Below are 19,803 nucleotides of genomic sequence, written 5' to 3' on the forward strand. Positions count from 1 at the left end.
CGACGCGAGTCGGGCTTTTTCATGGGCCGCGCAGCGACAAGCGAGCCTAGGCGAGCAGGCGCCCCACCCCGGCGAGCAGGCGCTGCAGCGCCCCCTGGTTGGCCCGCATCACCGCCACCCCGGCCTGGCTCATCCGCTGCGCCCGCTGCGGCTCGCGCCACAGCCCGGCCACCTCTGCGGCCAGCTGCTCGCCATCGGCGACCTCGCCGAGCGCCCCGGCCTCGCGCAGCTGCGCGGCTATCTCGAGGAAATTGAACAGGTGCGGCCCGCTGAGTACCGGCTTGCCCAGGGCCGCCGGCTCCAGCAGGTTATGCCCGCCGTTGGCCACCAGGCTGCCGCCGACGAAGGCGCAGTCGGCCAGGGCATAGAGGAACAGCAGCTCGCCCATGGTGTCGCCGAGCAGCACCTGGTCGGCGGCGTCCGGGGCCTCGCCGCTGGAGCGACGACGGGTGGCGAACCCCTGCCGGCGGCACAGTTCGAATACCGCGGCGAAGTGCTCGGGATGGCGCGGCACCAGGAGCAGCAGCGCGTCGGGCTGGTCCGCCAGCAGCCGGCGGTGGGCGGCGAGGACGATCTCGTCCTCGCCGGCGTGGGTGCTGGCGGCGATCCACAGCGGCCGCCGCTGCGCGCCCCACTGCGCCCGCAGCGCGGCGGCACGCTGCGCCAGCGCCGGGTCGAGGTGCAGGTCGTACTTGATCGAGCCGGTCACCTCGACGCATTCGGGCCGCGCCCCCAGGTCGCGGAAGCGCTCGGCCTCGGCGGCGGTCTGCACGGCGATCAGGCTCAACTCGGCGAGCATCGGCGCGGTCAAGCGGGCGAAGCGGGCATAGCCACGGGCCGAGCGTGCGGACAGGCGCGCATTGGCCAGGACCACGGGAATGCCGCGGCGCGCGCACTGATGGATATGGTTGGGCCACAGCTCGGTTTCCATGATCAGCGCCAGGCGCGGCTGCACCCGCTCGAGGAAGCGCGCGGCGGCCCAGGGCAGGTCATAGGGCAGGTAGCAATGCTGCACCCGTCCGGCGTACTCCGGCGTACCGAACAACGCGCGGATGCGCTCCGAGCCGGTCGGGGTCATGCAGGTCACGGTGATCGGCAGCTGCGGGTAACGCTCCAGCAGCTCGCGGATCAACGGCGCGGCGGCGATGCTCTCGCCGAGCGAAACGGCATGCAGCCAGATGCCGCCGGGCTTCAGCGGCGGCAGCCCGAGGGCGAAGCGCTCGCCGAGACGCCGGGCATAGGCCGGGGCGCGCCAGGCACGGTAGGCCAGGCGCAGGACGATAAGGGGCAAGGCCAGGTGCAGCAGCAGGGAATACAGGGGTCGATTCATGGGCGCGCAGCTTAGCAGAGCGACCGCCGCCGATCAGCCGATGGCGCGCAGGTGTTCGGCGAATCGCTCGCCCAGCCAGCGTGCCGCGGGCCCCAGGGCCTCGTCGCGGCGGCAGACCAGCTCCACCACCAGCGGCGGCGGCGTCCAGTCGCTGCGCAGCTCCACCAGCTGCCCCTGGTAGGTGGGGTACTGCACCACATGACGCGGCAGCCAGGCCCAGCCCAGGTTGCGCGCCAGCAACTCGGCCATGGCGTAGAAGCTGTCGGCCCGCCACACCTGGGGGCTGATCTGCTCGCCCCCGGGGTAGGTGCTGTCCTGCGGCGCCATCAGCAGCTGCCGGTGCCGCGCCAGCTCGCGCCGATCGGCATGCGCCTGGCCGGCCAGGGAATGCCCGGCACCACACACCGTGACCATCTCGATGGTGCCCAGGCGCTGGCGCTCCAGGGCCTCGGGCATGCCTTCGTGATGAAACAGCAGGCCGAGATCGGCGCGGCGCTCCAGCAGCTTGCGCGCGACATCGCCCTGGGCACCGCTGGCGACCTGCACCTCCAGCCGGGGAAAGCGCTGCGCCAGCGCCTCCAGGCTGTCGAGTACCGGCTGGTAGGGCATGGCTTCGTCCTGGGCCAGGCGCAACCGCGCCTCCTCGCCGTGCACCAGGCCCAGGGCGCGGCCCTCCAGACGCTGGCACTGGCGCAGCACCTCGCGCGCCTCGGTCAACAGGGCCTCGCCGGCGACGGTCAGGCGCGGCTGGCGGCCGCTGCTGCGCTCGAACAGCAGCACGCCGAGGTCGGTTTCCAGCAAGGCGATCGCGCTGCTGACCGCCGACTGCACGCGCCCCAGGCGCCGCGCCGCCGCGGAAAACGACTGGCACTCGGCCACGCTGACGAACAGGCGTATCTGTTCCAGACTCCACTGCATCGCCGCAACCTATCTTCAACTACGATAGGTAATGACTTTATCCCATCGCACGAGCGCTTAGAATCCCTCCCATACCCACAGGAGGGACCTTTCCATGACCGGCTATCTCTACCTCGGCATCGCCATCGCCGCCGAAGTCGTCGCCACCGCCTCGATGAAGGCCCTGGACGGTTTCAACCGCCCCCTGCCGCTGCTGCTGGTGGTGTGCGGTTATGCGCTGTCCTTCTGGATGCTCAGCCTGGTGGTCAAGACCATCCCGGTGGGCGTCGCCTACGCGGTCTGGGCCGGCCTGGGCATCGTCCTGGTGAGCGTCGCCGCGACCTTCCTCTACCAGCAGCGCCTGGACCTGCCGGCGCTGCTGGGCATGGCCCTGATCGTCGCCGGCGTGGTGGTGATCCAGCTGTTCTCGCAAAGCGTCGGCCACTGATCGCGGCAGCCGGGGCGGCACCGCGGGTTATACTGCGCGCCTGGTTTTCCATCGAGGCGCGCCCATGCCCCAAGCTCTGAGTACGGACATTCTGATCGTCGGCGGCGGCATCGCCGGCCTCTGGCTGAACGCGCGCCTGCGTCGCCAGGGTTTCGCCACCCTGCTGGTGGAAAACGCCAGCCTCGGCGGCGGGCAGAGCGTCAAGTCCCAGGGGATCATCCACGGCGGCGCCAAGTACGCCCTGCACGGCGCCCTGACCGGCGCCTCGGAGGCCATCGCCGACATGCCGCGGCGCTGGCGCGAGGCGCTGGCCGGCAGCGGCGAGCTGGACCTGTCCGGCGTGCGCCTGCTGTCCGAGGCCCACTACCTGTGGTCCCCCGGCAGCCTGGCCGGCAACCTGACCAGCTTCTTCGCCAGCAAGGCGGTGCGCGGCCGGGTCGACCAGGTCAAGGGCGAGCAGCTGCCGCCGGCGCTGCAGCATCCCAGGTTCAAGGGCAAGGTCTATCGCCTGGCCGAGCTGGTGCTCGACGTGCCCAGCCTGATCGCCCGCCTGGCCGAACTGGCCGGCGACGGCCTGCTGGCCGCCGAGCGCATCGAGCCGCTGCGCGAGCAGGGCGAGCTGGCCGGCCTGCGCGTCGACGGCCGGGATATTCGCGCCCAGCGCATCGTGCTCAGCGCCGGCCGCGGCAACGCCGAGCTGCTCGCCGCCCTGGGCCTCGAACAGCCCGCCCAGCAGCTGCGCCCGCTGCACATGGTGCTGGTCAAGGGGCCGAGCCTCAAACCGCTGTATGCCCACTGCCTGGGCGGCGGGCCGAAGCCGCGGGTCACCGTCACCAGCCACCCGGCGGCCGATGGCCAATGGGTCTGGTACCTGGGCGGCGACCTGGCCGAGGCCGACGGCGTGGCCCGCGACGAGGCCGCGCAGATCCGGGCGGCGCAGCAGGAACTCGGCAACCTGCTGCCCTGGCTCGACCTCGGCAGCGCGCAGTGGGCCACCCTGCGGGTCGAACGCGCCGAGCCCGCGCAATCCGGCCTGGTGCGCCCGGACAACGCCTTCCTCGCCGAACAGCAGCGCCTGCTGGTCGGCTGGCCGACTAAACTGGCCTTGGCACCGGACTTCGCCGACCGCGTGCTGGCGACCCTGGCGCGGGACGGCATCCGCCCCGCCGAGCATCCGCCGCTGCCGGCGCTGCCGCGCCCGGCCATCGCCCACCCCGCCTGGGAGGACCTGTTCTGATGCACACCCTGCACAACCTCCATCGCCCACTGGGCGCGACCGAACTGCTGGTCTCGCCGCTGGGCCTGGGCACCGTCAAGCTGGGCCGCGACCAGGGCGTCAAGTACCCCAGCGGCTTCCGCATCCCGGACGACGCCGAGGCCCGCCGGCTGCTGGCCCAGGCCCATGAGCTGGGCATCAACCTGATCGACACGGCCCCGGCCTACGGCACCAGCGAGGCGCGCCTCGGCCCGCTGCTGCGCGGCCAGCGCGAGCAGTGGGTGATCGTCAGCAAGAGCGGCGAGGAGTTCGAAGACGGCCAGTCGCGCTTCGACTTCTCCCCCGCCCACACCCGCCGCTCGGTGGAGCGCAGCCTCAAGCGCCTGGAGACCGACTTCATCGACCTGCTGCTGGTCCACTCGGACGGCAACGATGTCGCCATCCTGCGCGACAGCGGCGTCTACGAGGTCCTCGCCGAACTCAAGCGCGAGGGCAAGATCCGCGCCTTCGGCCTGTCCGGCAAGACCGTCGAGGGCGGCCTGCTGGCCCTGCAGCAGGGCGACTGCGCCATGGTCACCTACAACCTCGACGAGCAGGGCGAACTGCCGGTGCTGGACTACGCCGAACAGCACGGCAAGGGCATCCTGGTGAAGAAGGCCCTGGCCAGCGGCCACGCCTGCCTGCAGCCGGGCGAGGACCCGGTGCGCGCCAGCTTCGAGCTGATCTTCGGCCACCCGGCGGTGAGCAGCGCGATCATCGGCACCATCAATCCGGACCACCTGGCCCATAATGTGGCGACGGCCGCGGCGGTGATCCAGGACATCGCCTGAGCCGCTACGACGACCAATCGCGAGAGGAGCCGAGATGGCGCGTACCCTGATCCGCAAGAACCCCGGCGCATTCAAGACCCTGCCGCTGTTCGTCGAGGCCGGCGCGGAACGGCTCAGCTACCAGGGCATCGGCCAGGCACTGAACTTCGCCCAGGTCCTGGAACGACGCCGGGCGATCGAGGTCGGCGACAGCCAGCGCTTCGCCGTGGAACTGGCCAACCTGGGGGTCTCGGTGCGCCTGACCCTCGGCTGGCACGGCCGCGAGTACTGGCTGCTGGTGCGCCAGCGGCGCCTGGACCGCGGCGACGTGGTGCTCAAGCTGATCTCCGGCTATGTCCCCGCCCATGAGCTGAACCTGCCGCTGCACACGGCGATCCAGGAGGTGGCCGAGGAGTGCCTGGTGGAGACCCCGGAAGGCTGGCTGTACGGCCGCTTCGGCGACACCTGGCTGCCGGCGCCCTATCAGGGCGCGCTGCACTACCGCGAGGCCGTGCACTTTCGCCTCAGCCCGCTGTCCGGGGCGGCGCGCCCCGTGCAATGCGGCAACCTGACCCTGCTGGAGCGGCCGCGGGCCTATGTGCACCTGCCGACGGCCTCGCTGCAACTGGTCTACGACCTGCGCCTGGAACTGCCGAAAGAGGCCAGGCAACCCAGCCTGTTCCACGTCGACGAGCACCTGGAAGACGGCCAGCTGGTCGCCCGCCTCGACCGCACGCGCCCGGACCTGTACCTGATTCCCCTGAAGAACGGCAAGCCGACCGCCGAGTTGCTGACCCTGAAGAACGGCCTGCTGACCGCCAGCAGCACCCGCGGCCTGTGGCTGGCGGAGAGTTTCGCGCCCCAGGACGGCTGGCTGGTGCGCGAGGAGCGCATCCGCTGGAAGGACTGGCTGGAATTGCAGGGGCTCAAGGCCGCGCCGACCGGCGGCGGCAAGTCGTCGCCCCGGCGCCGCCGCCCGAGCTGGACGCCGCCCGGCGCGGCTGAGCAGGCGCGCCGCCCCGGCGCCCAGCGGCCGGGCGACTACTTGCTGCGGATCTTCTCGACTATGGCCGTGGTCGAGCTGTTCTCCACCAGGCCGAGCACCCGCACCTCGCCGCCATAGGCGGTGACGATCTCCGCGCCGACCACCTGGTCGATGCCGTAGTCGCCGCCCTTGACCAGCACGTCAGGCTGCACCTGCTCGAGCAGGCGCTCCGGGGTGTCCTCGGCGAAGCTCACCACCCAGTCCACCGCGCCGAGGCCGGCGAGCACGGCCATGCGCCGGTCCACCGAGTTGATCGGCCGGCCGGGGCCCTTGAGGCGACTGACCGAGGCGTCGTCGTTGACCGCCAGCACCAGGCGGTCGCCCTGGGCCCGGGCCTGCTCCAGATAGGTCACGTGGCCGGCGTGGAGGATGTCGAAGCAGCCGTTGGTGAAGACGATCTTCTCGCCATGGGCGCGGGCGTCCTCGATGGCCAGCAGCAGCTGGTCCAGGCTCAGCACGCCGCGCTCGGAGCCCTGCTCGCGCTGCACCGCACGGCGCAGCTCGGGAGCGCTGATCGCCGCGGTACCGAGCTTGCCGACCACGATGCCGGCGGCCAGGTTGGCCAGAGCCACCGCCTGCGGCAGCTCCTCGCCGGCGGCCAGGCTGGCGGCCAGGGTGGAGATCACCGTGTCGCCGGCACCGGTGACATCGAACACCTCGCGGGCCCGGGCCGGCAGGTGCAGCGGCGCGTGGTCCGGGCGCAGCAGGGTCATGCCGTGCTCGCCGCGGGTCACCAGCAGCGCGCCGAGGTCCAGCTCACGCATCAGCGCCGCGCCCTTGGCGACCAGCTCGGCCTCGTCGGCGCAGCGACCGACTATGGTCTCGAACTCGCTGAGGTTGGGGGTGATCAGGCTGGCGCCGCGGTAGATGGAGAAATCCTTGCCCTTGGGATCGGCCAGCACCGGGATGCCGCGGGCACGGGCGGCCTGCACCAGCACCTGGTGGTTCTGCAGCGCGCCCTTGCCGTAGTCCGACAGCACCAGCACCTTGACGCCCTCGAGCAGCGCCTCGACCTCGCGGGCGATGGCGCCGGCGTCGGTGCTGAAGGCCTCCTCGAAGTCCAGGCGCAACAGCTGCTGGTGGCGGCTCAGGACCCGCAACTTGACGATGGTCGGCTGGTGCTCGATGCGCTGGAAACGGGTCTTCACGCCCACCGCCTGCAGGCTGTTGCTCAGGCTGTCGGCGGCCTCGTCGGCGCCGGTCACGCCGACCAGCACGGCCGGCGCGCCGAGGGCGGCGATGTTCAGGGCGACGTTGGCCGCGCCGCCGGGGCGGTCCTCGATCTGCTCGACCTTGACCACCGGCACCGGCGCCTCCGGGGAGATCCGCGAGGTGCCGCCATGCCAGTAGCGGTCGAGCATGACATCGCCCACCACCAGGACGGGGGCTTGGTCGAAACGGGGCATGGACAACTTCATGGGGACTCCGGGGCGGCAAAATCGCCGCAGATCATAGCATGTCGATGTAGGCCAGCCGCGGCGCGCTGGCGTCGGGTGTGCGGCCCCGCTACAGGGGACGCACCCAGAACAGTTCGTGGCGGCGCACCGCCTTGCGGAAGAACTCGTCCTCGCCACTGGCCGGCCAGCGGCGCCCGGCGAGCAGGCGCTGGATCAGCCGGCGGGCGCGCTTCTTCGCCGGCAAGCGGCCCTGCAGGTCGTGCTGCATGGCCAGGGCCATGGTCTTGTCCAGCTGCGCCTCGGCGCTCAGGCCCGGGCTCCACAGGCCGTCGGCCGGCAGGGGCTCGATGGCCGGCGGCAGGGCGATGCCCTGGCCGGCCGGGCCCATGGGCCAGCGGTCGTTGTCGTGCAGGTGGTTGGCGTAGAGCAGCAGGGTCTGCGGCTTCCAGGCACTGGCCGCGATCGCCTCGTGCAGGGCGCGGGTCGCCGCGACATGGTCGCTGTGCGGGTCCAGCTGCGGGTGCGGGGTGACCAGCACCTCGGGGCGGAAATGCTCGAGCAGCGCCGCCAGGTCCGCCACCAGGTTGTCCCAGCTGGCGACGCCATCGGCGTCGCCGGGCAGCGGCAGCGGATTGTGCCGGCGCGCGCTGCGGATATCGTCGTCGCCGGACTCGCGGGAGCCGAAGCCCTGCTGCGGCCGCTCGGCCATCGCCGGCAATTGCAGGCAGTAGTAGCCGAGCTGCACGCAGCGCGCCTGGGGGACACCGCCCCACAGCGGCACCGCCAGGCTGTCCCAGCTGCGCAGGCGGCCCTTGAGACGCGCCGCCGCGGCGCGATCCAGGCCCAGGGGTTGGTAGACCTCGGCCTCGATCTCGCCCTGGGTCAGGGTGACGATGCTCGCCTCGGCTGCAGCGCTGTACAGGCCGAAGGCAGCCAGTTCGGCGTCGTCGGCGTGGGGGGCGATGACCATCAGCCGCCGGCGGGCATAGTCTGGGTTGCTCAGCGCGTACAGCGTGGCGCCGGCACCGAGACGACAGAAGCGTCCGCGGATTGGCAGGCCGGACTCGGCCAGCGCCGCGCCCTGGCCGGACAGGTTGAGGTAGCGCCGCCCGCGCACGCCGCGCTCGAAGTCCTGACGATCGCCGCCGACCAGCACCCGGGGATCGAGCCAGCGCCCCAGCCAGTCGGCGCGGATGTCCAGCTGCAGGATCAGCGTGTCGGCGCCGGCGAAATCGCCGTCCACCCTCAACACGCCATCGACCACCTGCGCGGGCAACTGCCGGGTATCCGGCGGAAACGCGTAGCGGTAGTCATCACCGGGGGAATAGAACAGGTGATCGGCGAACCAGGCCTCGTGGGCGACCCAGCCCAGCACCAGTAACAGCGGCACCAGCCACCAGGCCAGCAGCACGCCGAGCAGGGCCAGGACCAGCAAGCCGACCAGCAGGGCGGTGCGCTTGTGCCGACGGTGACGCTCGAGCAGCTGCTGCTTGCGACCGGCCATGCTCACACCTGATAGACCGGCACGCGATTGCACCAGCGGTCCTTGTATTCGCGGTCGGCGCGGCCGAAGGAGTAGCGCAGCGGCTTGCCCAGGGCCCGGGCCTCGGCCCAGGCGGCCTGGGTGTTGACGAAGCTGAGCACGCTGCCGGGACTGAACTCGCGGTTCTGCGGGTCGACGCCGCCGTTGATGTACTCCAGGCTGACCCACTGCGGCGCCTCGACCCGGTAGAGCACCTGGATGGCCACCGGCTCGTCGTTGAGGTAGATCAGCGAGCCGGTCATGAACTCGCGCAGCAGGGCGAAGACCTCGGCCAGGTGGGCCTTGCCGGTGGCCTCGAAGCCCCAGCGGCGCTGGAACAGCTCGGCATAGATCGCCGCCTGTTCGCCGGCGCTCAGCTCCAGCATGGGCCGGATCACCCCGCCCGCCTCCTCCAGCAGGCGCTGCTCGCGGCGCTGGTTGTAGCGGAATTTCTTGCTGTACTGCTCGGGCTCGCGGGCCAGGGCCAGGCCCTCGGCCTGCTCGCGCAGGGAGCTGATGTGTTCGGCGTGCAGATCGGAGAGGTAGCGCGCCTTGTGCCGCAGCGCCAGCCGCGCCTGCGGCGCCATCGGCAGGATGATCTCGGCATTGCCCAGGTCGAACAGGCCGCGCTTGCCCTGGCGCTTGAGCACGTCCTTGGACAGTGCCAGGTGGCGTCCCCAGGTCGGTAGCGCCGCCCTCAGCTCGCCCTGCGCCTGCCACCCCAGGTAGCGCACCGGGATGCCCGCCAGGCCGGCCAGGCGCTCGACCACCTGCGGATGGGTGGCCACGCTGCCGCCGAAGCGCTGCCAGAGTTCGGCATAGGTGACGGCATCGATCGGGGTCCAGCCCTGCTCGCGCCACAGGCGCAGATGACTCAGCATCAAACGTCCTGCTCCAGCAGCGGCTCGGCGTCGGCCTCGAACTGCCTGGCATGCAGGCGGGCGTAGTAGCCGTTCTGCGCCAGCAGCTCGGCGTGCGCGCCGCGCTCGACGATGCGCCCCTGGTCCATCACCAGGATCAGGTCGGCCTTCTCGATGGTGCTCAGGCGGTGGGCGATGACCAGGGTGGTGCGGCCCTTCATCACCTCGTCCAGGGCCGCCTGGATATGCCGCTCGGACTCGGTATCCAGCGCCGAGGTGGCCTCGTCGAGGATCAGCAGCGGGGCGTCCTTGAGCAGGGCCCGGGCGATGGCCAGGCGCTGACGCTGACCGCCGGACAGCAGCACGCCATTCTCGCCGACCAGGGTGTCGTAGCCTTGCGGCATCTGCTCGATGAATTCGGCGGCATAGGCGGCCTCGGCCGCCTTGCGCACCTCGGCCGGGGGCGCTTCGGCCAGGTCGCCATAGGCGATGTTGTTGCTCACCGTATCGTTGAACAGGGTGACGTGCTGGGTGACCAGGGCGATGTGCCGGCGCAGGTTGCGCAACCGGTAGTCCTCGACATCCAGGCCGTCCAGGAGGATCTGCCCCTGGTCGTGGTGGTAGAAACGCGGGATCAGGCTGGCCAGGGTCGACTTGCCGCTGCCGGAGCGGCCGACCAGGGCGACCATCTGCCCCGGCTCGACGCTGAAGGAGATGTCGCTCAATACGGCTTTATCGGCCCCCGGGTAGACGAAGCTCAGGTCGCGCACCTCGAGACGGCCGCTGACCCGCTCGCGCTCCTGGGTGCCGTGATCCACCTCAGGCGCCTGGTCCAGCTGCTCGAAGATGCTCTCGGCACCGGCCACGCCGCGCTGGATGGTGGAGCTCACCTCCGACAGCTGGCGGATCGGCTTGGGCAGCAGCCCCGCCAGGGTGATATAGGCGACCAGGTCGCCGGCCGAGGCGTCGCCGCGCATGAACAGCACCAGGAACATCAACACCGCCATGGCGCTGTAGATCACCAGCTGCAGCATGGGCGTGTACACCGCGCCGGTCTTGGTCATGCGCAGCTGCTTCTGCGTGTTGCTCTGACTGGAGCTGAAGAAGCGCTCCTGCTCGTAGGTCTCGCCACCGAAGCTGCGCACCACTCGATAGCCCTGGATGGTTTCCGAGGCGACGTGGGTGACATCGCCCATGGCCACCTGGATCTTCTTGCTCTGCTTGCGGAACTTGCGGCTGGCGCTGCTGACCATCACGCCGATCACCGGCAGGATGGCGACCATGACCAGGGTCAGCTTCCAGTTCATCCACAACAGGGTGGCGAACAGGAAGATCACCGTCATGCCTTCGCGCACCACCACCTTGATGGCGTCGGTGGCCGCCCCGGTGACCATGGTCACGTTATAGGTGATGCGCGAGATCAGGTGCCCCGAGTTGTGGTTGTCGAAATAGCGGTTGGGCAGCACCAGCAGGTTGTTGAACAGGGCAACCCGCAGGTCGTGCACCAGGCCCAGGGAGACCTTGGCCAGGAAGTAGTTGCCCAGATAGGAGCCAATGCCTTGCCACAGGGCGATCAGCACGATCAGCAGCGGCACGGCCTCGACCAGCTGCAGATCCTGGAGGTAGGGCACCTCCGGAAACAGGCGGGCATCCGGGTTGGCCAGGCCGTCGACGAAATACTTGAGGATGTAGCCGAGCATCGGCTGGGTAGAGGAGAAAATCAGGAAGCCCAGGATACTCAGCATGAAAAGCCCCAAATAGGGACGGACATACGAGAGCAAGCGCAGATAGATCTTCAGACTCGATGCGGAGTCCTGGCTTGCAGCTTTTTCGCTCATCGGGTGGGGCCTTGGATCGTATAAAAGCGGGATACTATCACAGCGCCGAAGCCTGGGATTGAGGGGACAAGTGTCTCAATCCGCAAGAAATTCACCGCCTGTTCCAGTAGAATCGCCGCCTCCTAGCCAGCTCGAAAGCAGAGGCAGATGCACTCAACCACCGCCAACCTGCGCCAGCGCAGCTTCACGTTCATCTGCAACTGGCTGCTGCCACTGGGGCTACTTTGTCTGCTGATCGGCCTGCCCCTGCTGCCCGACCGCAGTATCTATCACAAGCTGTTTTACGCACTGATCGCGGCGCCTGCCCTGGTGGCCTTGCTGCTCCGCCCGCAGGAACTCAGGCTGTTGCTGCGGGAACCCATCGTCCTTGCGTTTCTCGCCTATGCCGCCTGGGCGCTGCTGAGCATCAGTTGGTCCGATACCGACGCCTCCATCGGCAGCCTGTTCAAGCGCCCGGTGTATATCTTCATGCTGATGGCCGGCTGCTGCCTGCTGGCCCACCAGAATCGACGGCGCTTTGCCCACAGCATGCTTATCGCCGCCCTGGCGGTGCTCCCAATCGTCTTCTACGCCCTCGCCGAGGTCGCCACAACGTGGAAGCCCGGCCACAGACTGATCGGCACGGGCGCACTGGACAACCCGCTGCTGAGCTCACACCTGTTCGGCTTCTTCTGCATTCTCTGGCTCGGCCTTGGCATGACGCTGCCGCGCCGGTTGGGCTGGCTCGCTGCACTCCCTGCGCTGGCATTGGCGGCCACGCTGCTGGCCACCGGCTCCCGCACCCCCCTCCTGGCCGCCTCGCTGGCCGGCGCCTGGCTGGCCCTGGCCTGCTGGAACAAGCGCTCGCTAGTACTGATCCTGATCGGCCTCTCCGGCCTGAGCGCCCTGTTGCTGCTTTATCCCGAGGCGCTGCTAGCCCGCGGAACCTCCTATCGACTCGAACTCTGGCAAGACACGCTGAGCAGGATCAGCCAGAGGCCCTGGCTGGGATTTGGCTTCGATGCCCACCTGGCCATTCAGCTCCCGGGATTCCCAGTACCCTTCAGCGAACCACACAGCTTCGCCATCGGCGTGCTCTATTACACCGGCATAGTCGGCCTGTGCCTCTGGCTCGCCATGCACCTGGTGGCGCTGCGCCAGTGCTGGGTGAACCGGGCCAACTACCTGTTCGTGATCGCCGGCGCCTTGCTGGTCTATGGCCTCGGTGGCGGCCTGGCCGAAGGCGGTGGCATCCTCGCGCGGCCCAAGGAGCACTGGTTTCTGACCTGGATCCCCCTGGCACTGATTGCTGCACTCAGTCTTTCTCAACGGACATCCGGGGCGCGGACCTGATGCAGCGACTGTCGCAGCAAGAACTCGAAGGACTCTCCGACAACGCCGAAGTACTGGAGAGTGACGGGCTGGGCGCCAAGGTACTGAAGCTGCACGACGGCAGCTTTCTCAAGCTCTTTCGCAAACGCTCACGCTGGTCCAGCGAAACGCTTCGCCCCTATGCCAGGCGCTTCGCCGAGAACGCCAGGGACCTGCAGCGCCTCGGGTTTATCAGCCCGCAGATCATTCAGGTCTATGCCCTTCCCGGACCGGTCAACGCGACCGCCGTGCACTACTGGCCGCTGCCAGGCAAGACCCTGCGCCAGGCGCTCAGTCAGGGCTCGGCCGAGCAACGCGAAAGACTGGTGGAGCGCTTCGGGGAGCTGCTGGCGAAGCTGCATGAAGCGGGCGTGTACTTCCGCTCGGTGCACCTGGGCAATGTACTGCTGCTGCCCGATGACCAGCTCGGCCTGATCGACCTGGCGGACATGCGCATCGGTCGCTTCGCGCTCAGCCTGGGGAAGCGTCGGCGCAACCTGAAGCACATGCGCCGCTACGCCGAGGACAGCCGCTGGCTTTTCGAGGAATACCGCCATGCATTGCGCAGCGGGTATGGCCGGCTCGCGGGCAGAACGGCGCAACAGCTCTTCCCCGGCTGACGGCTAGCGCTCTAGCGCCTGGCCGCTGCCGCACCCGACTCGCGTTGCCGGGCATACTCGAGAAACTCGCTGAGCCGATCGCTGCATAGCAACCTGGCAACGCTGCGCACTTCCGCCTCCGGCCATTCCCACCAGGCGCTTTCCAGCAAGGCGGCGCGCGACTCCTCGGGGAAGCGCCAGCGCACGTGCCGGGCCGGATTGCCGGCGACCACCGAGTAAGGCGCCACATCCCGGCTGACCACAGCCCCCGCCGCCACCACGGCGCCGTGTCCCACCGTGACCCCCGACAGGATGATCGCGTGGGTACACAGCCAGACGTCGCTGCCGATCACGACATCTCCGCGACTCACCGCGTAACCGGGGACGTCCGCCACCTCGGGGATCATCGCCGGAAACGGATAGGTGCTGACCCAGTCGGCCCGATGATGACCGCCGAGGAAGATCTCCACCTGCTCGGCTATGGAGCAGTAGCTGCCAATCCTCAGGGTCGCGCCCTCCTGCCAGTCATGCACGATGGGCAGGCCGTAGCTGCCCACCCCCATCTGGTACTGCGGATAGCGGCGCAAGAACTTGGCCTGCCCCTGGTGCAGCTTGGGCAAGGCGCGGATCCGCTTCTTGGCACGCTTCTCCCGGTAACGAGCCCAGAAACCCACGGCGAATCAGCTCTTTTCCAGGGGCGAGAAGTACAGGCGCATCAGGCCCCGCCAGGTCTTCTTCGACCAGCTCTTGAAGGGAATCTGCGCCAGCAGCTCACGGGCCAGGGCCCGATCGCGGTTCGAGCACTTGAGGAACATCGAGCTGAGAAAGCGCGTGCGCACGAACTCGTACTGTGGGTGATCGCTGAACAGCGCGTAGGTGCGCAGGATGCTGTCGATCATGAAACGGTGGTTCTTGTAGGAGTTGCTGGCATGCTTGCGATAGCGCGCCAGGACCTCGCCCAGGCAGTCGATGTAGTAACCGGCATGGGTGATCTTCAGTTCGATCAGCAGGTCCTCCAGGCGGATCTGCGGGTCGAAGCCGCCGACCTTCTCCAGGGCCTCCTTGCGAAACATCAGGGTCGGCGCAGGAGGATAGGGCTTGCGCTCCATGAACACGTCGTCGAAATCCAGGCGGCGAAACGGCACATCACGGCGCTGGCGCTTCTCCGGGAAGAGCTCGCCGTCGGCGTCGATCAGTTCGATATTGCCCGCACAGATCCCGACCTCCGGCTTGCCCTCCATATAGGCGACCTGCTTGGCCAGACGCTCCTCGAGCATGATGTCGTCCGAGCCGAAGGGCACGACCAGGCTGCCCTTGGCACGCTCGATCGCCGCATTGAGCGTGTGGGTCAGTCCCTGATTCTGCTGCACCTGGAAATCGAAGCCATGTTCACCCTGGAGGCGGCGGATGCGCTCGACGCTGTCGTCCTTGGAGCCATCGTCGATGACCAGCAGCTCGACATTCGGGTAGGTCTGACGCAGCACGCTCTGGATGCACGCCTCGATATACGGAGCATGGTTGTATGACGCGATGATCACCGTGACCAACGGCTGATGTTCACTCATGATGCTTGGCTCACCTGATTCAGCGACTCGTCGATGAGACGCAAGTACTGCTGTCGGAAGGATTCGATATCGTGATGGGACTGCAGGTAACGGTACGCCTGCTCCCCCTTGGCCCGCAGCTGCTCGTCACTGAGCGCCAGGTAGCTGTCCAGCGCGGCAGTCAGGCCGTCGACATCCGCGGGCGGTACGGCCAGGCCTCCGGCCCCCTCGATCAGGGGCAGCATGGCCGGCACGTTCGAGGCGATGACCGGAAGGTGCCCGCTCATGCCCTCGAGCAGCGCCAGGCCCAGCCCCTCGGCCAGCGACGGCATGGTCCAGAGGTCGAAGGCGCGCACGTACTGCAAGGCGTTCTCACGAAAGCCCAGCAGATGCACGCGGCCTTCGAGCCCGAGCTTGCCGGCCTCGGCCCTGAGCCTCGCCTCCTCGCGGCCCTTGCCGATGATGGCGAGCTGCACCCCGGGGTACTTGTCCTTGAGGCGGGCGAAGGCGCGCAGCAGATAGACGTGTCCCTTGACGGGCACCAGGCGACCCAGGGCGCCGATCAGCCTGGCCTCGGGGTCGAGCCCCAGCTGCCGCCGTGCCTCATCGCGCTGCAGCTGCAGCGCCTCGGCCTGCTCGATATCGATGGCATTGGTGATCGCCACCGTATTCTCGGCGGTGAAGCCGCAGGCGCAATCCAGCAAGTATTGCTTCACCGCCGGGGAGACCCCGACGAAGCGCCAGGCGGAATCAATCAACCCTCGCGCCTGGCGCCGCCGGTAGAAGCGATCGTACTCACCGAAGCCATGGGAAATGCCGATGCACAGCGGCACCTTCAGCCAGCGGTTCAGCTGCAACAGCATGTTGACCGGCTTGAAGCGGTTGCAGATCACCACATCGAAGCGCTCTTCTCGGCAGAAGCGATAGAGCTGCCACATGGCCCGCAGCCGCAGCCCCTTGAGCTGTTTGTCGGCAAAATTGAAGTACACCGAACGATCGGCTCGACTCACCGGTTCCCCAGGCGCCGGCTCGCCCCGCAGAAAAGCGGCGACCACCTCATAACGCGCGTAGGGTAATGCCTTGACGATCTGCTCGGCCAGGTCGGCGAAGTCGTGGGCCTTGACGTTGTAGTCCGGCTGCAGCTGCAGCACCTTGATCCGCCTGCTCATGACTCACCCTGCTGGAATCCCTGGGCGCTGATCTGCCATACCGGCTCGCGCGCCAGGCGCTCGACCGCTTCGGCAGACGGCAGCTCGAGCGCCGGCCAGGCGTCGCGCTTCCACACCACGAAGTGGAAGTAGGGAAACTCCCGCCCCGAGTCCAGATCGTTGCTCAGGCGGCCTTCATGCCAGAACCAGCGGGTGGGAAACACGAAGCCGCCATCGGTCCATGGAATGCACCCGCTTGGGGTACTGAACGCTTCGCGGAACTCACTGCGGCGGCGCCAGGGATTGAACAGCCCGACCAGCTTGAACAACGGACGGGGGAAGTTCTTGCGCCAGAGAAATATCCGGCTGAAGGCCCCCTCGTCCAGGGCATGATGCTGCTGATCGCAGAAGCGCGCCTGCCAGTGCGGCATGCGCATGAAGGCCTCACGCATCCGCTGCGTATTGCGCATCAGGCACAGATGGCCGGAGACCCGTCGCTCATGGGTGGAGAACAGGTCGCGACGCGCCAGGCGTTCGGCCGTGAAGTAGTCACGCAGCCTGCCGAACACCAGGTCGATGTCGCCGAACGCCCAGAAGTCGTAGCCGGCCAGGCGGTCCGCATGGATAAAGCCCAGGGCCGGCTTGATGTCGCACAGCTTGTAGGCATTCTCCGGCGCGAACGGAATGTTCAGGCGCTGGGCGACCAGGGCGCAATAATCGGCATAGGAGATGCTCTCGACGCGCACGTTCTCCGGCAGATCGGCCGGCACCCCGCAGTCGCTGAACAGCAACCAGTCGACATCCGGATTGCGCCGGCAGCTCTCCAGAAAGAACGGCATCCAGAAGGGCCAGCGGCCGAAATACGGGATCACGAAACAAATACTCGGCTGAGCCGTCATGGCGCATTCCCCCTGCACTGAGTTCGGCTGGTCATCTGCTGCTCACCTGACGGCCATGGCATCGAGCTGCCAGAAGGCTTCACGCACGGCCCGATCGGAGAAGCGCGTCTCGACCCGCTGCTGCATGAGCCTGGCGCACAGCTCGCGCTGCTGGTCGTCGAGCCCGGCCATGTGGCGCAGGGCGGCGGCCAGGGCAGCCGTATCGGCCAGGGGAAACAGCACGCCGACGCCTTCTACCACTTCCCGCCCGCCGCCGCAGTCGCTGCCGATCACCGGCACGCCCGCCGCCATCGCCTCCAGCAGCACCATGCCGAAGGGCTCATGGTCGGAGGTCAGGGCGAAGACGTCGAAGGCGCGAAAGAAGCGGCGGCCTCCCGGCACCTGGCCGAGGAACAGCACCGAGCCGGCGACATTCAGCTCCCGCGCCAGCTCCTTGAGGGACGCTTCCAGGCGTCCGCTGCCCATGATCGCCAGCAGGCTGCCGGCCGGCAGTTGCGGCAGGGCCTGGGCGAAGCCGCGGATCAGGGTGGCCTGATCCTTGTCCGGGTGCAGGCGGCCGACGTTGCCGACCACCCAGGCGTCACGCGGCAGCCCCAGGGCCTGGCGCGCGGCGTCGCGCTCGAGCAGTTCGGCCTGCACCGCGCCGATGTCGATGCGGTTGTAGAGGGTCTCGATGCGCGCGGCCGGCCAGCTTGGCAGGCTTTCGCGCATCTCGTCGCGCACCGCATTGGACACCCCGAGCAGCGCCAGGCGCCGCTTGAAGAGGCCGGCGAACAGCCTGCGCGACAGCCGCCGGTAGTCGCCGAAGGCGTGGTGCACGCCGATCACCGGCAGGCCGGTGCCGAGCAGGGCGACATAGACCGGCTTGAAGCGGTGGGCGATGCACAGCTTGAAGTCGCCGCTGGCGGCGATCCGCCGGATGTCGCGGATCGCCTTGAGCTTGAGGCCGCGCACCTCGCGGCTCGAGTAGTTCAGGAAGATCACCTCGTCGGAGGCCGAGCCGGCCTCGACCTCGGCACTCGGCGCCCCGGTCAGGTACACCGTGGTGACCTTGTACGGGGTGTCGGCGAACAGCGCGGCATACTGCCGGGCACAGTCGAGGAAGGGCCCGTCGTAGCCGTGGCAGAACTGCAGGATGCGCGGCTCAGGCCTGCTCATACCAGTCCTTGCCGTCCTTGACCACGAGGATGTCCTCCATGATCAGGTACTGCAGGTCGGAGCCGTAGAACATGTTCAAGGCATCGGTCGGCGAGCAGATCATCGGCTCGCCGCGGCGGTTCAGCGAGGTGTTCAGCGACACGCCGTTGCCGGTGAGCTTCTCCAGCTCCAGCATCATGTCGTAGTAGCGCGGGTTGTACTCGCGCTTGAGCACCTGGGCGCGGGAGGTGCCGTCCTCGTGCACCACTTCGCTGACGCGGGTCTTCCACTCATCAACGACCTCGAAGGTGAAGGTCATGAATGGGCTCGGGTGGTCGACCTTGAGCATCTGCGGGCCGACTGTGTCGAGCATCGACGGGCAGAAGGGGCGCCAGCGCTCGCGGAACTTGATCTGCTCGTTGATGCGGTCGGCCACCCCGGGAATGCTCGGGCAGCCGATGATCGAACGGCCGCCGAGGGCGCGCGGGCCGAACTCCATGCGCCCCTGGAACCAGGCCACCGGGTTGCCGTCGACCATGATCCTGGCGATGCGCTGCGGCATGTCGGCGATCTGCTTGAACACCGGCTTGCTCGGGTGGCGGGCGCAGGCGGCGATGACGTCCTCGTTGGAGTAGGACGGGCCGAGGTAGACGTGCTCCATCTTCTCCACCGGCACGCCGCGCTGGTGCGACACGTAGGCGGCGGCGCCCACCGCGGTGCCGGCGTCGCCGGAGGCCGGCTGGACGAACAGTTCCTTGACCTCGGGGCGGGCGATGATCTTCTGGTTGAGCTTGACGTTCAGCGCACAGCCGCCGGCGAAGGCGATCTTGCCGGTCTGCTTGATGATGTCGCCGAGGTAGTGGTCCATCATCTGCAGCGCCAGTTTCTCGAACAGCGCCTGCATGCTGGCCGCATAGTGGATATAGGGGTCGTCGGCGATATCGCCTTCGCGCTTGGGCCCCAGCCACTCGATCAGCTTCTTGGAGAAGTAGAAACCCTTGCCCTTCTCCTTGTAGCGGCGCAGGCCGATGACGTTGGCGTACTCGGTGTTGATCACCAGCTGGCCGTTCTCGAAGGTCGCCAGACGCGAGAAATCGTACTTGCCGGCGTCGCCGTAGGGCGCCATGCCCATGACCTTGAACTCGCCGTCGAGCATCTCGAAGCCGAGGAACTCGGTGATCGCGCCGTACAGGCCGCCGAGCGAGTCCGGGTCGTAGAACTCCTTGATCTTGTGGATCTTGCCGTGCTCGCCGTAGCCGAAGAAGGTGGTGGCGTACTCGCCCTTGCCGTCGATGCCGAGGATCGCGGTCTTCTCGCTGAAACCCGAGCAATGGTAGGCGCTGGAGGCGTGGGCCAGGTGGTGCTCGACCGGCTCGAGCTTGACCTTCTTGGCGTCGAAGCCCAGCTGCTCCAGGCACCAGAGGATCTTGTTGCGGTAGCGCTTGTAGCGCCGGTTGCCCATCAGGATGGCATCCAGGGCGCGGTCCGGGGCGTACCAGTAGCGCTTGGCGTAGTGCCAGCGGGCCTCGCCGAACAGGCTGATGGGGGCGAAGGGAATGGCCACCACGTCGACATCGGCGGGCGTGATGCCGGCCTGCTCCAGGCAGAACTTGGCCGACTCGTAGGGCATGCGGTTCTTCGCGTGCTTGTCGCGCACGAAGCGCTCTTCTTCGGCGGCCGCGATCAGCTTGCCGTCGATATACAGGGCGGCGGAAGGGTCATGGCTGAGGGCGCCGGAAAGGCCGAGAACGGTCAATGCCACTG

17 protein-coding genes and 1 pseudogene are annotated in these 19,803 nt (G+C 68.2%); 6 read left to right on the forward strand and 12 right to left on the reverse strand.

Annotated elements, in window-relative coordinates:
- Positions 1-46 precede the first annotated feature (46 nt).
- Positions 47-1,330, reverse strand: coding sequence for a lipid IV(A) 3-deoxy-D-manno-octulosonic acid transferase (waaA, locus tag I0D00_RS09880; RefSeq protein ID WP_213639549.1), 1,284 nt, complete (start codon positions 1,328-1,330; stop codon positions 47-49).
- Positions 1,331-1,363: 33 nt separating this feature from the next.
- A complete protein-coding gene (locus tag I0D00_RS09885; RefSeq protein WP_213639550.1) occupies positions 1,364-2,248 on the reverse strand; it encodes a LysR family transcriptional regulator in 885 nt (294 codons plus the stop codon).
- A gap of 94 nt (positions 2,249-2,342) precedes the next feature.
- Here I0D00_RS09885 and I0D00_RS09890 point away from each other — a divergent pair, with 94 nt between their 5' ends.
- The 4 genes and pseudogenes from I0D00_RS09890 to I0D00_RS09905 all read left to right on the forward strand — a co-directional run.
- Complete coding sequence (locus I0D00_RS09890) at positions 2,343-2,675, forward strand: DMT family transporter (RefSeq protein WP_213639551.1); 333 nt, start codon at positions 2,343-2,345, stop codon at positions 2,673-2,675.
- 64 nt (positions 2,676-2,739) lie between these two features.
- Positions 2,740-3,912, forward strand: a complete 1,173-nt coding sequence (locus tag I0D00_RS09895) for an NAD(P)/FAD-dependent oxidoreductase (protein WP_213639552.1) — start codon at positions 2,740-2,742, stop codon at positions 3,910-3,912.
- The gene (locus tag I0D00_RS09900) at positions 3,912-4,721 is read left to right on the forward strand and encodes an aldo/keto reductase (RefSeq protein ID WP_213639553.1); all 810 of its coding nucleotides are present in this window, start codon (positions 3,912-3,914) and stop codon (positions 4,719-4,721) included. Before I0D00_RS09895 ends, I0D00_RS09900 begins: the two co-directional genes overlap by 1 nt.
- 34 nt (positions 4,722-4,755) lie before the next feature.
- Positions 4,756-5,652, forward strand: a pseudogene (locus tag I0D00_RS09905) (metal ABC transporter ATPase); the annotation flags it as partial.
- 89 nt (positions 5,653-5,741) lie between these two features.
- Here I0D00_RS09905 and hldE read toward each other — a convergent pair.
- The 4 genes from hldE to msbA all read right to left on the reverse strand — a co-directional run bounded on the left by hldE (position 5,742) and on the right by msbA (position 11,362).
- Entirely contained in the window at positions 5,742-7,163 is a 1,422-nt protein-coding gene (gene hldE, locus I0D00_RS09910; protein WP_213639554.1) for a bifunctional D-glycero-beta-D-manno-heptose-7-phosphate kinase/D-glycero-beta-D-manno-heptose 1-phosphate adenylyltransferase HldE, read from the reverse strand.
- 88 nt (positions 7,164-7,251) lie between these two features.
- Entirely contained in the window at positions 7,252-8,646 is a 1,395-nt protein-coding gene (locus tag I0D00_RS09915; RefSeq protein WP_213639555.1) for a PIG-L deacetylase family protein, read from the reverse strand.
- A gap of 2 nt (positions 8,647-8,648) precedes the next feature.
- Complete coding sequence (locus I0D00_RS09920) at positions 8,649-9,545, reverse strand: GNAT family N-acetyltransferase (RefSeq protein ID WP_213639556.1); 897 nt, start codon at positions 9,543-9,545, stop codon at positions 8,649-8,651.
- Positions 9,545-11,362, reverse strand: a complete 1,818-nt coding sequence (msbA, locus tag I0D00_RS09925; RefSeq protein ID WP_213639557.1) for a lipid A export permease/ATP-binding protein MsbA — start codon at positions 11,360-11,362, stop codon at positions 9,545-9,547. The genes I0D00_RS09920 and msbA overlap by 1 nt, the downstream gene beginning before the upstream one ends.
- Positions 11,363-11,509: 147 nt before the next feature.
- On the opposite strand from msbA, the gene I0D00_RS09930 reads away from it, so the two are divergent.
- Together I0D00_RS09930 and I0D00_RS21705 are read left to right on the forward strand one after the other, a co-directional pair.
- Positions 11,510-12,694 carry an O-antigen ligase family protein gene (locus I0D00_RS09930; RefSeq protein ID WP_338050405.1) on the forward strand — a complete coding sequence of 395 codons (1,185 nt, stop codon included), beginning with the start codon at positions 11,510-11,512 and terminating at the stop codon, positions 12,692-12,694.
- The gene (locus I0D00_RS21705) at positions 12,694-13,332 is read left to right on the forward strand and encodes a lipopolysaccharide kinase InaA family protein (protein ID WP_338050406.1); all 639 of its coding nucleotides are present in this window, start codon (positions 12,694-12,696) and stop codon (positions 13,330-13,332) included. The genes I0D00_RS09930 and I0D00_RS21705 overlap by 1 nt, the downstream gene beginning before the upstream one ends.
- An 11-nt stretch (positions 13,333-13,343) precedes the next feature.
- Here the strand turns inward: I0D00_RS21705 and I0D00_RS09935 are convergent, their stop codons facing one another.
- The 6 genes from I0D00_RS09935 to I0D00_RS09960 are packed head-to-tail and all read right to left on the reverse strand — an operon-like array spanning position 13,344 to position 19,801.
- Positions 13,344-13,985 (reverse strand): CatB-related O-acetyltransferase, encoded by a 642-nt coding sequence (locus tag I0D00_RS09935; RefSeq protein WP_213639558.1) that lies wholly within the window; start codon positions 13,983-13,985, stop codon positions 13,344-13,346.
- A gap of 6 nt (positions 13,986-13,991) precedes the next feature.
- Entirely contained in the window at positions 13,992-14,876 is an 885-nt protein-coding gene (locus I0D00_RS09940; protein WP_213639559.1) for a glycosyltransferase, read from the reverse strand.
- Complete coding sequence (locus tag I0D00_RS09945) at positions 14,873-16,024, reverse strand: glycosyltransferase (RefSeq protein WP_213639560.1); 1,152 nt, start codon at positions 16,022-16,024, stop codon at positions 14,873-14,875. The genes I0D00_RS09940 and I0D00_RS09945 overlap by 4 nt, the downstream gene beginning before the upstream one ends.
- Entirely contained in the window at positions 16,021-16,902 is an 882-nt protein-coding gene (locus I0D00_RS09950; protein WP_213639561.1) for a DUF6625 family protein, read from the reverse strand. The genes I0D00_RS09945 and I0D00_RS09950 overlap by 4 nt, the downstream gene beginning before the upstream one ends.
- 42 nt (positions 16,903-16,944) lie before the next feature.
- Entirely contained in the window at positions 16,945-18,060 is a 1,116-nt protein-coding gene (locus tag I0D00_RS09955; RefSeq protein ID WP_213639562.1) for a glycosyltransferase, read from the reverse strand.
- Positions 18,047-19,801, reverse strand: a complete 1,755-nt coding sequence (locus I0D00_RS09960) for a carbamoyltransferase family protein (RefSeq protein ID WP_213639563.1) — start codon at positions 19,799-19,801, stop codon at positions 18,047-18,049. The genes I0D00_RS09955 and I0D00_RS09960 overlap by 14 nt, the downstream gene beginning before the upstream one ends.
- Positions 19,802-19,803 lie beyond the last annotated feature (2 nt).

The organism is Pseudomonas lalucatii, from assembly GCF_018398425.1.
GTDB classification, from domain to species: Bacteria; Pseudomonadota; Gammaproteobacteria; order Pseudomonadales; family Pseudomonadaceae; genus Aquipseudomonas; species Aquipseudomonas lalucatii.

Excerpts from the sequence above, each read along its gene's own strand:
- waaA (WP_213639549.1), bottom strand. The coding sequence starts at position 1,330 with ATGAATCGACCCCTGTATTCCCTGCTGCTGCACCTGGCCTTGCCCCTT.
- I0D00_RS09885 (WP_213639550.1), bottom strand. The coding sequence starts at position 2,248 with ATGCAGTGGAGTCTGGAACAGATACGCCTGTTCGTCAGCGTGGCCGAG.
- I0D00_RS09890 (WP_213639551.1), top strand. The coding sequence starts at position 2,343 with ATGACCGGCTATCTCTACCTCGGCATCGCCATCGCCGCCGAAGTCGTC.
- I0D00_RS09895 (WP_213639552.1), top strand. The coding sequence starts at position 2,740 with ATGCCCCAAGCTCTGAGTACGGACATTCTGATCGTCGGCGGCGGCATC.
- I0D00_RS09900 (WP_213639553.1), top strand. The coding sequence starts at position 3,912 with ATGCACACCCTGCACAACCTCCATCGCCCACTGGGCGCGACCGAACTG.
- hldE (WP_213639554.1), bottom strand. The coding sequence starts at position 7,163 with ATGAAGTTGTCCATGCCCCGTTTCGACCAAGCCCCCGTCCTGGTGGTG.
- I0D00_RS09915 (WP_213639555.1), bottom strand. The coding sequence starts at position 8,646 with ATGGCCGGTCGCAAGCAGCAGCTGCTCGAGCGTCACCGTCGGCACAAG.
- I0D00_RS09920 (WP_213639556.1), bottom strand. The coding sequence starts at position 9,545 with ATGCTGAGTCATCTGCGCCTGTGGCGCGAGCAGGGCTGGACCCCGATC.
- msbA (WP_213639557.1), bottom strand. The coding sequence starts at position 11,362 with ATGAGCGAAAAAGCTGCAAGCCAGGACTCCGCATCGAGTCTGAAGATC.
- I0D00_RS09930 (WP_338050405.1), top strand. The coding sequence starts at position 11,510 with ATGCACTCAACCACCGCCAACCTGCGCCAGCGCAGCTTCACGTTCATC.
- I0D00_RS21705 (WP_338050406.1), top strand. The coding sequence starts at position 12,694 with ATGCAGCGACTGTCGCAGCAAGAACTCGAAGGACTCTCCGACAACGCC.
- I0D00_RS09940 (WP_213639559.1), bottom strand. The coding sequence starts at position 14,876 with ATGAGTGAACATCAGCCGTTGGTCACGGTGATCATCGCGTCATACAAC.
- I0D00_RS09945 (WP_213639560.1), bottom strand. The coding sequence starts at position 16,024 with ATGAGCAGGCGGATCAAGGTGCTGCAGCTGCAGCCGGACTACAACGTC.
- I0D00_RS09950 (WP_213639561.1), bottom strand. The coding sequence starts at position 16,902 with ATGACGGCTCAGCCGAGTATTTGTTTCGTGATCCCGTATTTCGGCCGC.
- I0D00_RS09955 (WP_213639562.1), bottom strand. The coding sequence starts at position 18,060 with ATGAGCAGGCCTGAGCCGCGCATCCTGCAGTTCTGCCACGGCTACGAC.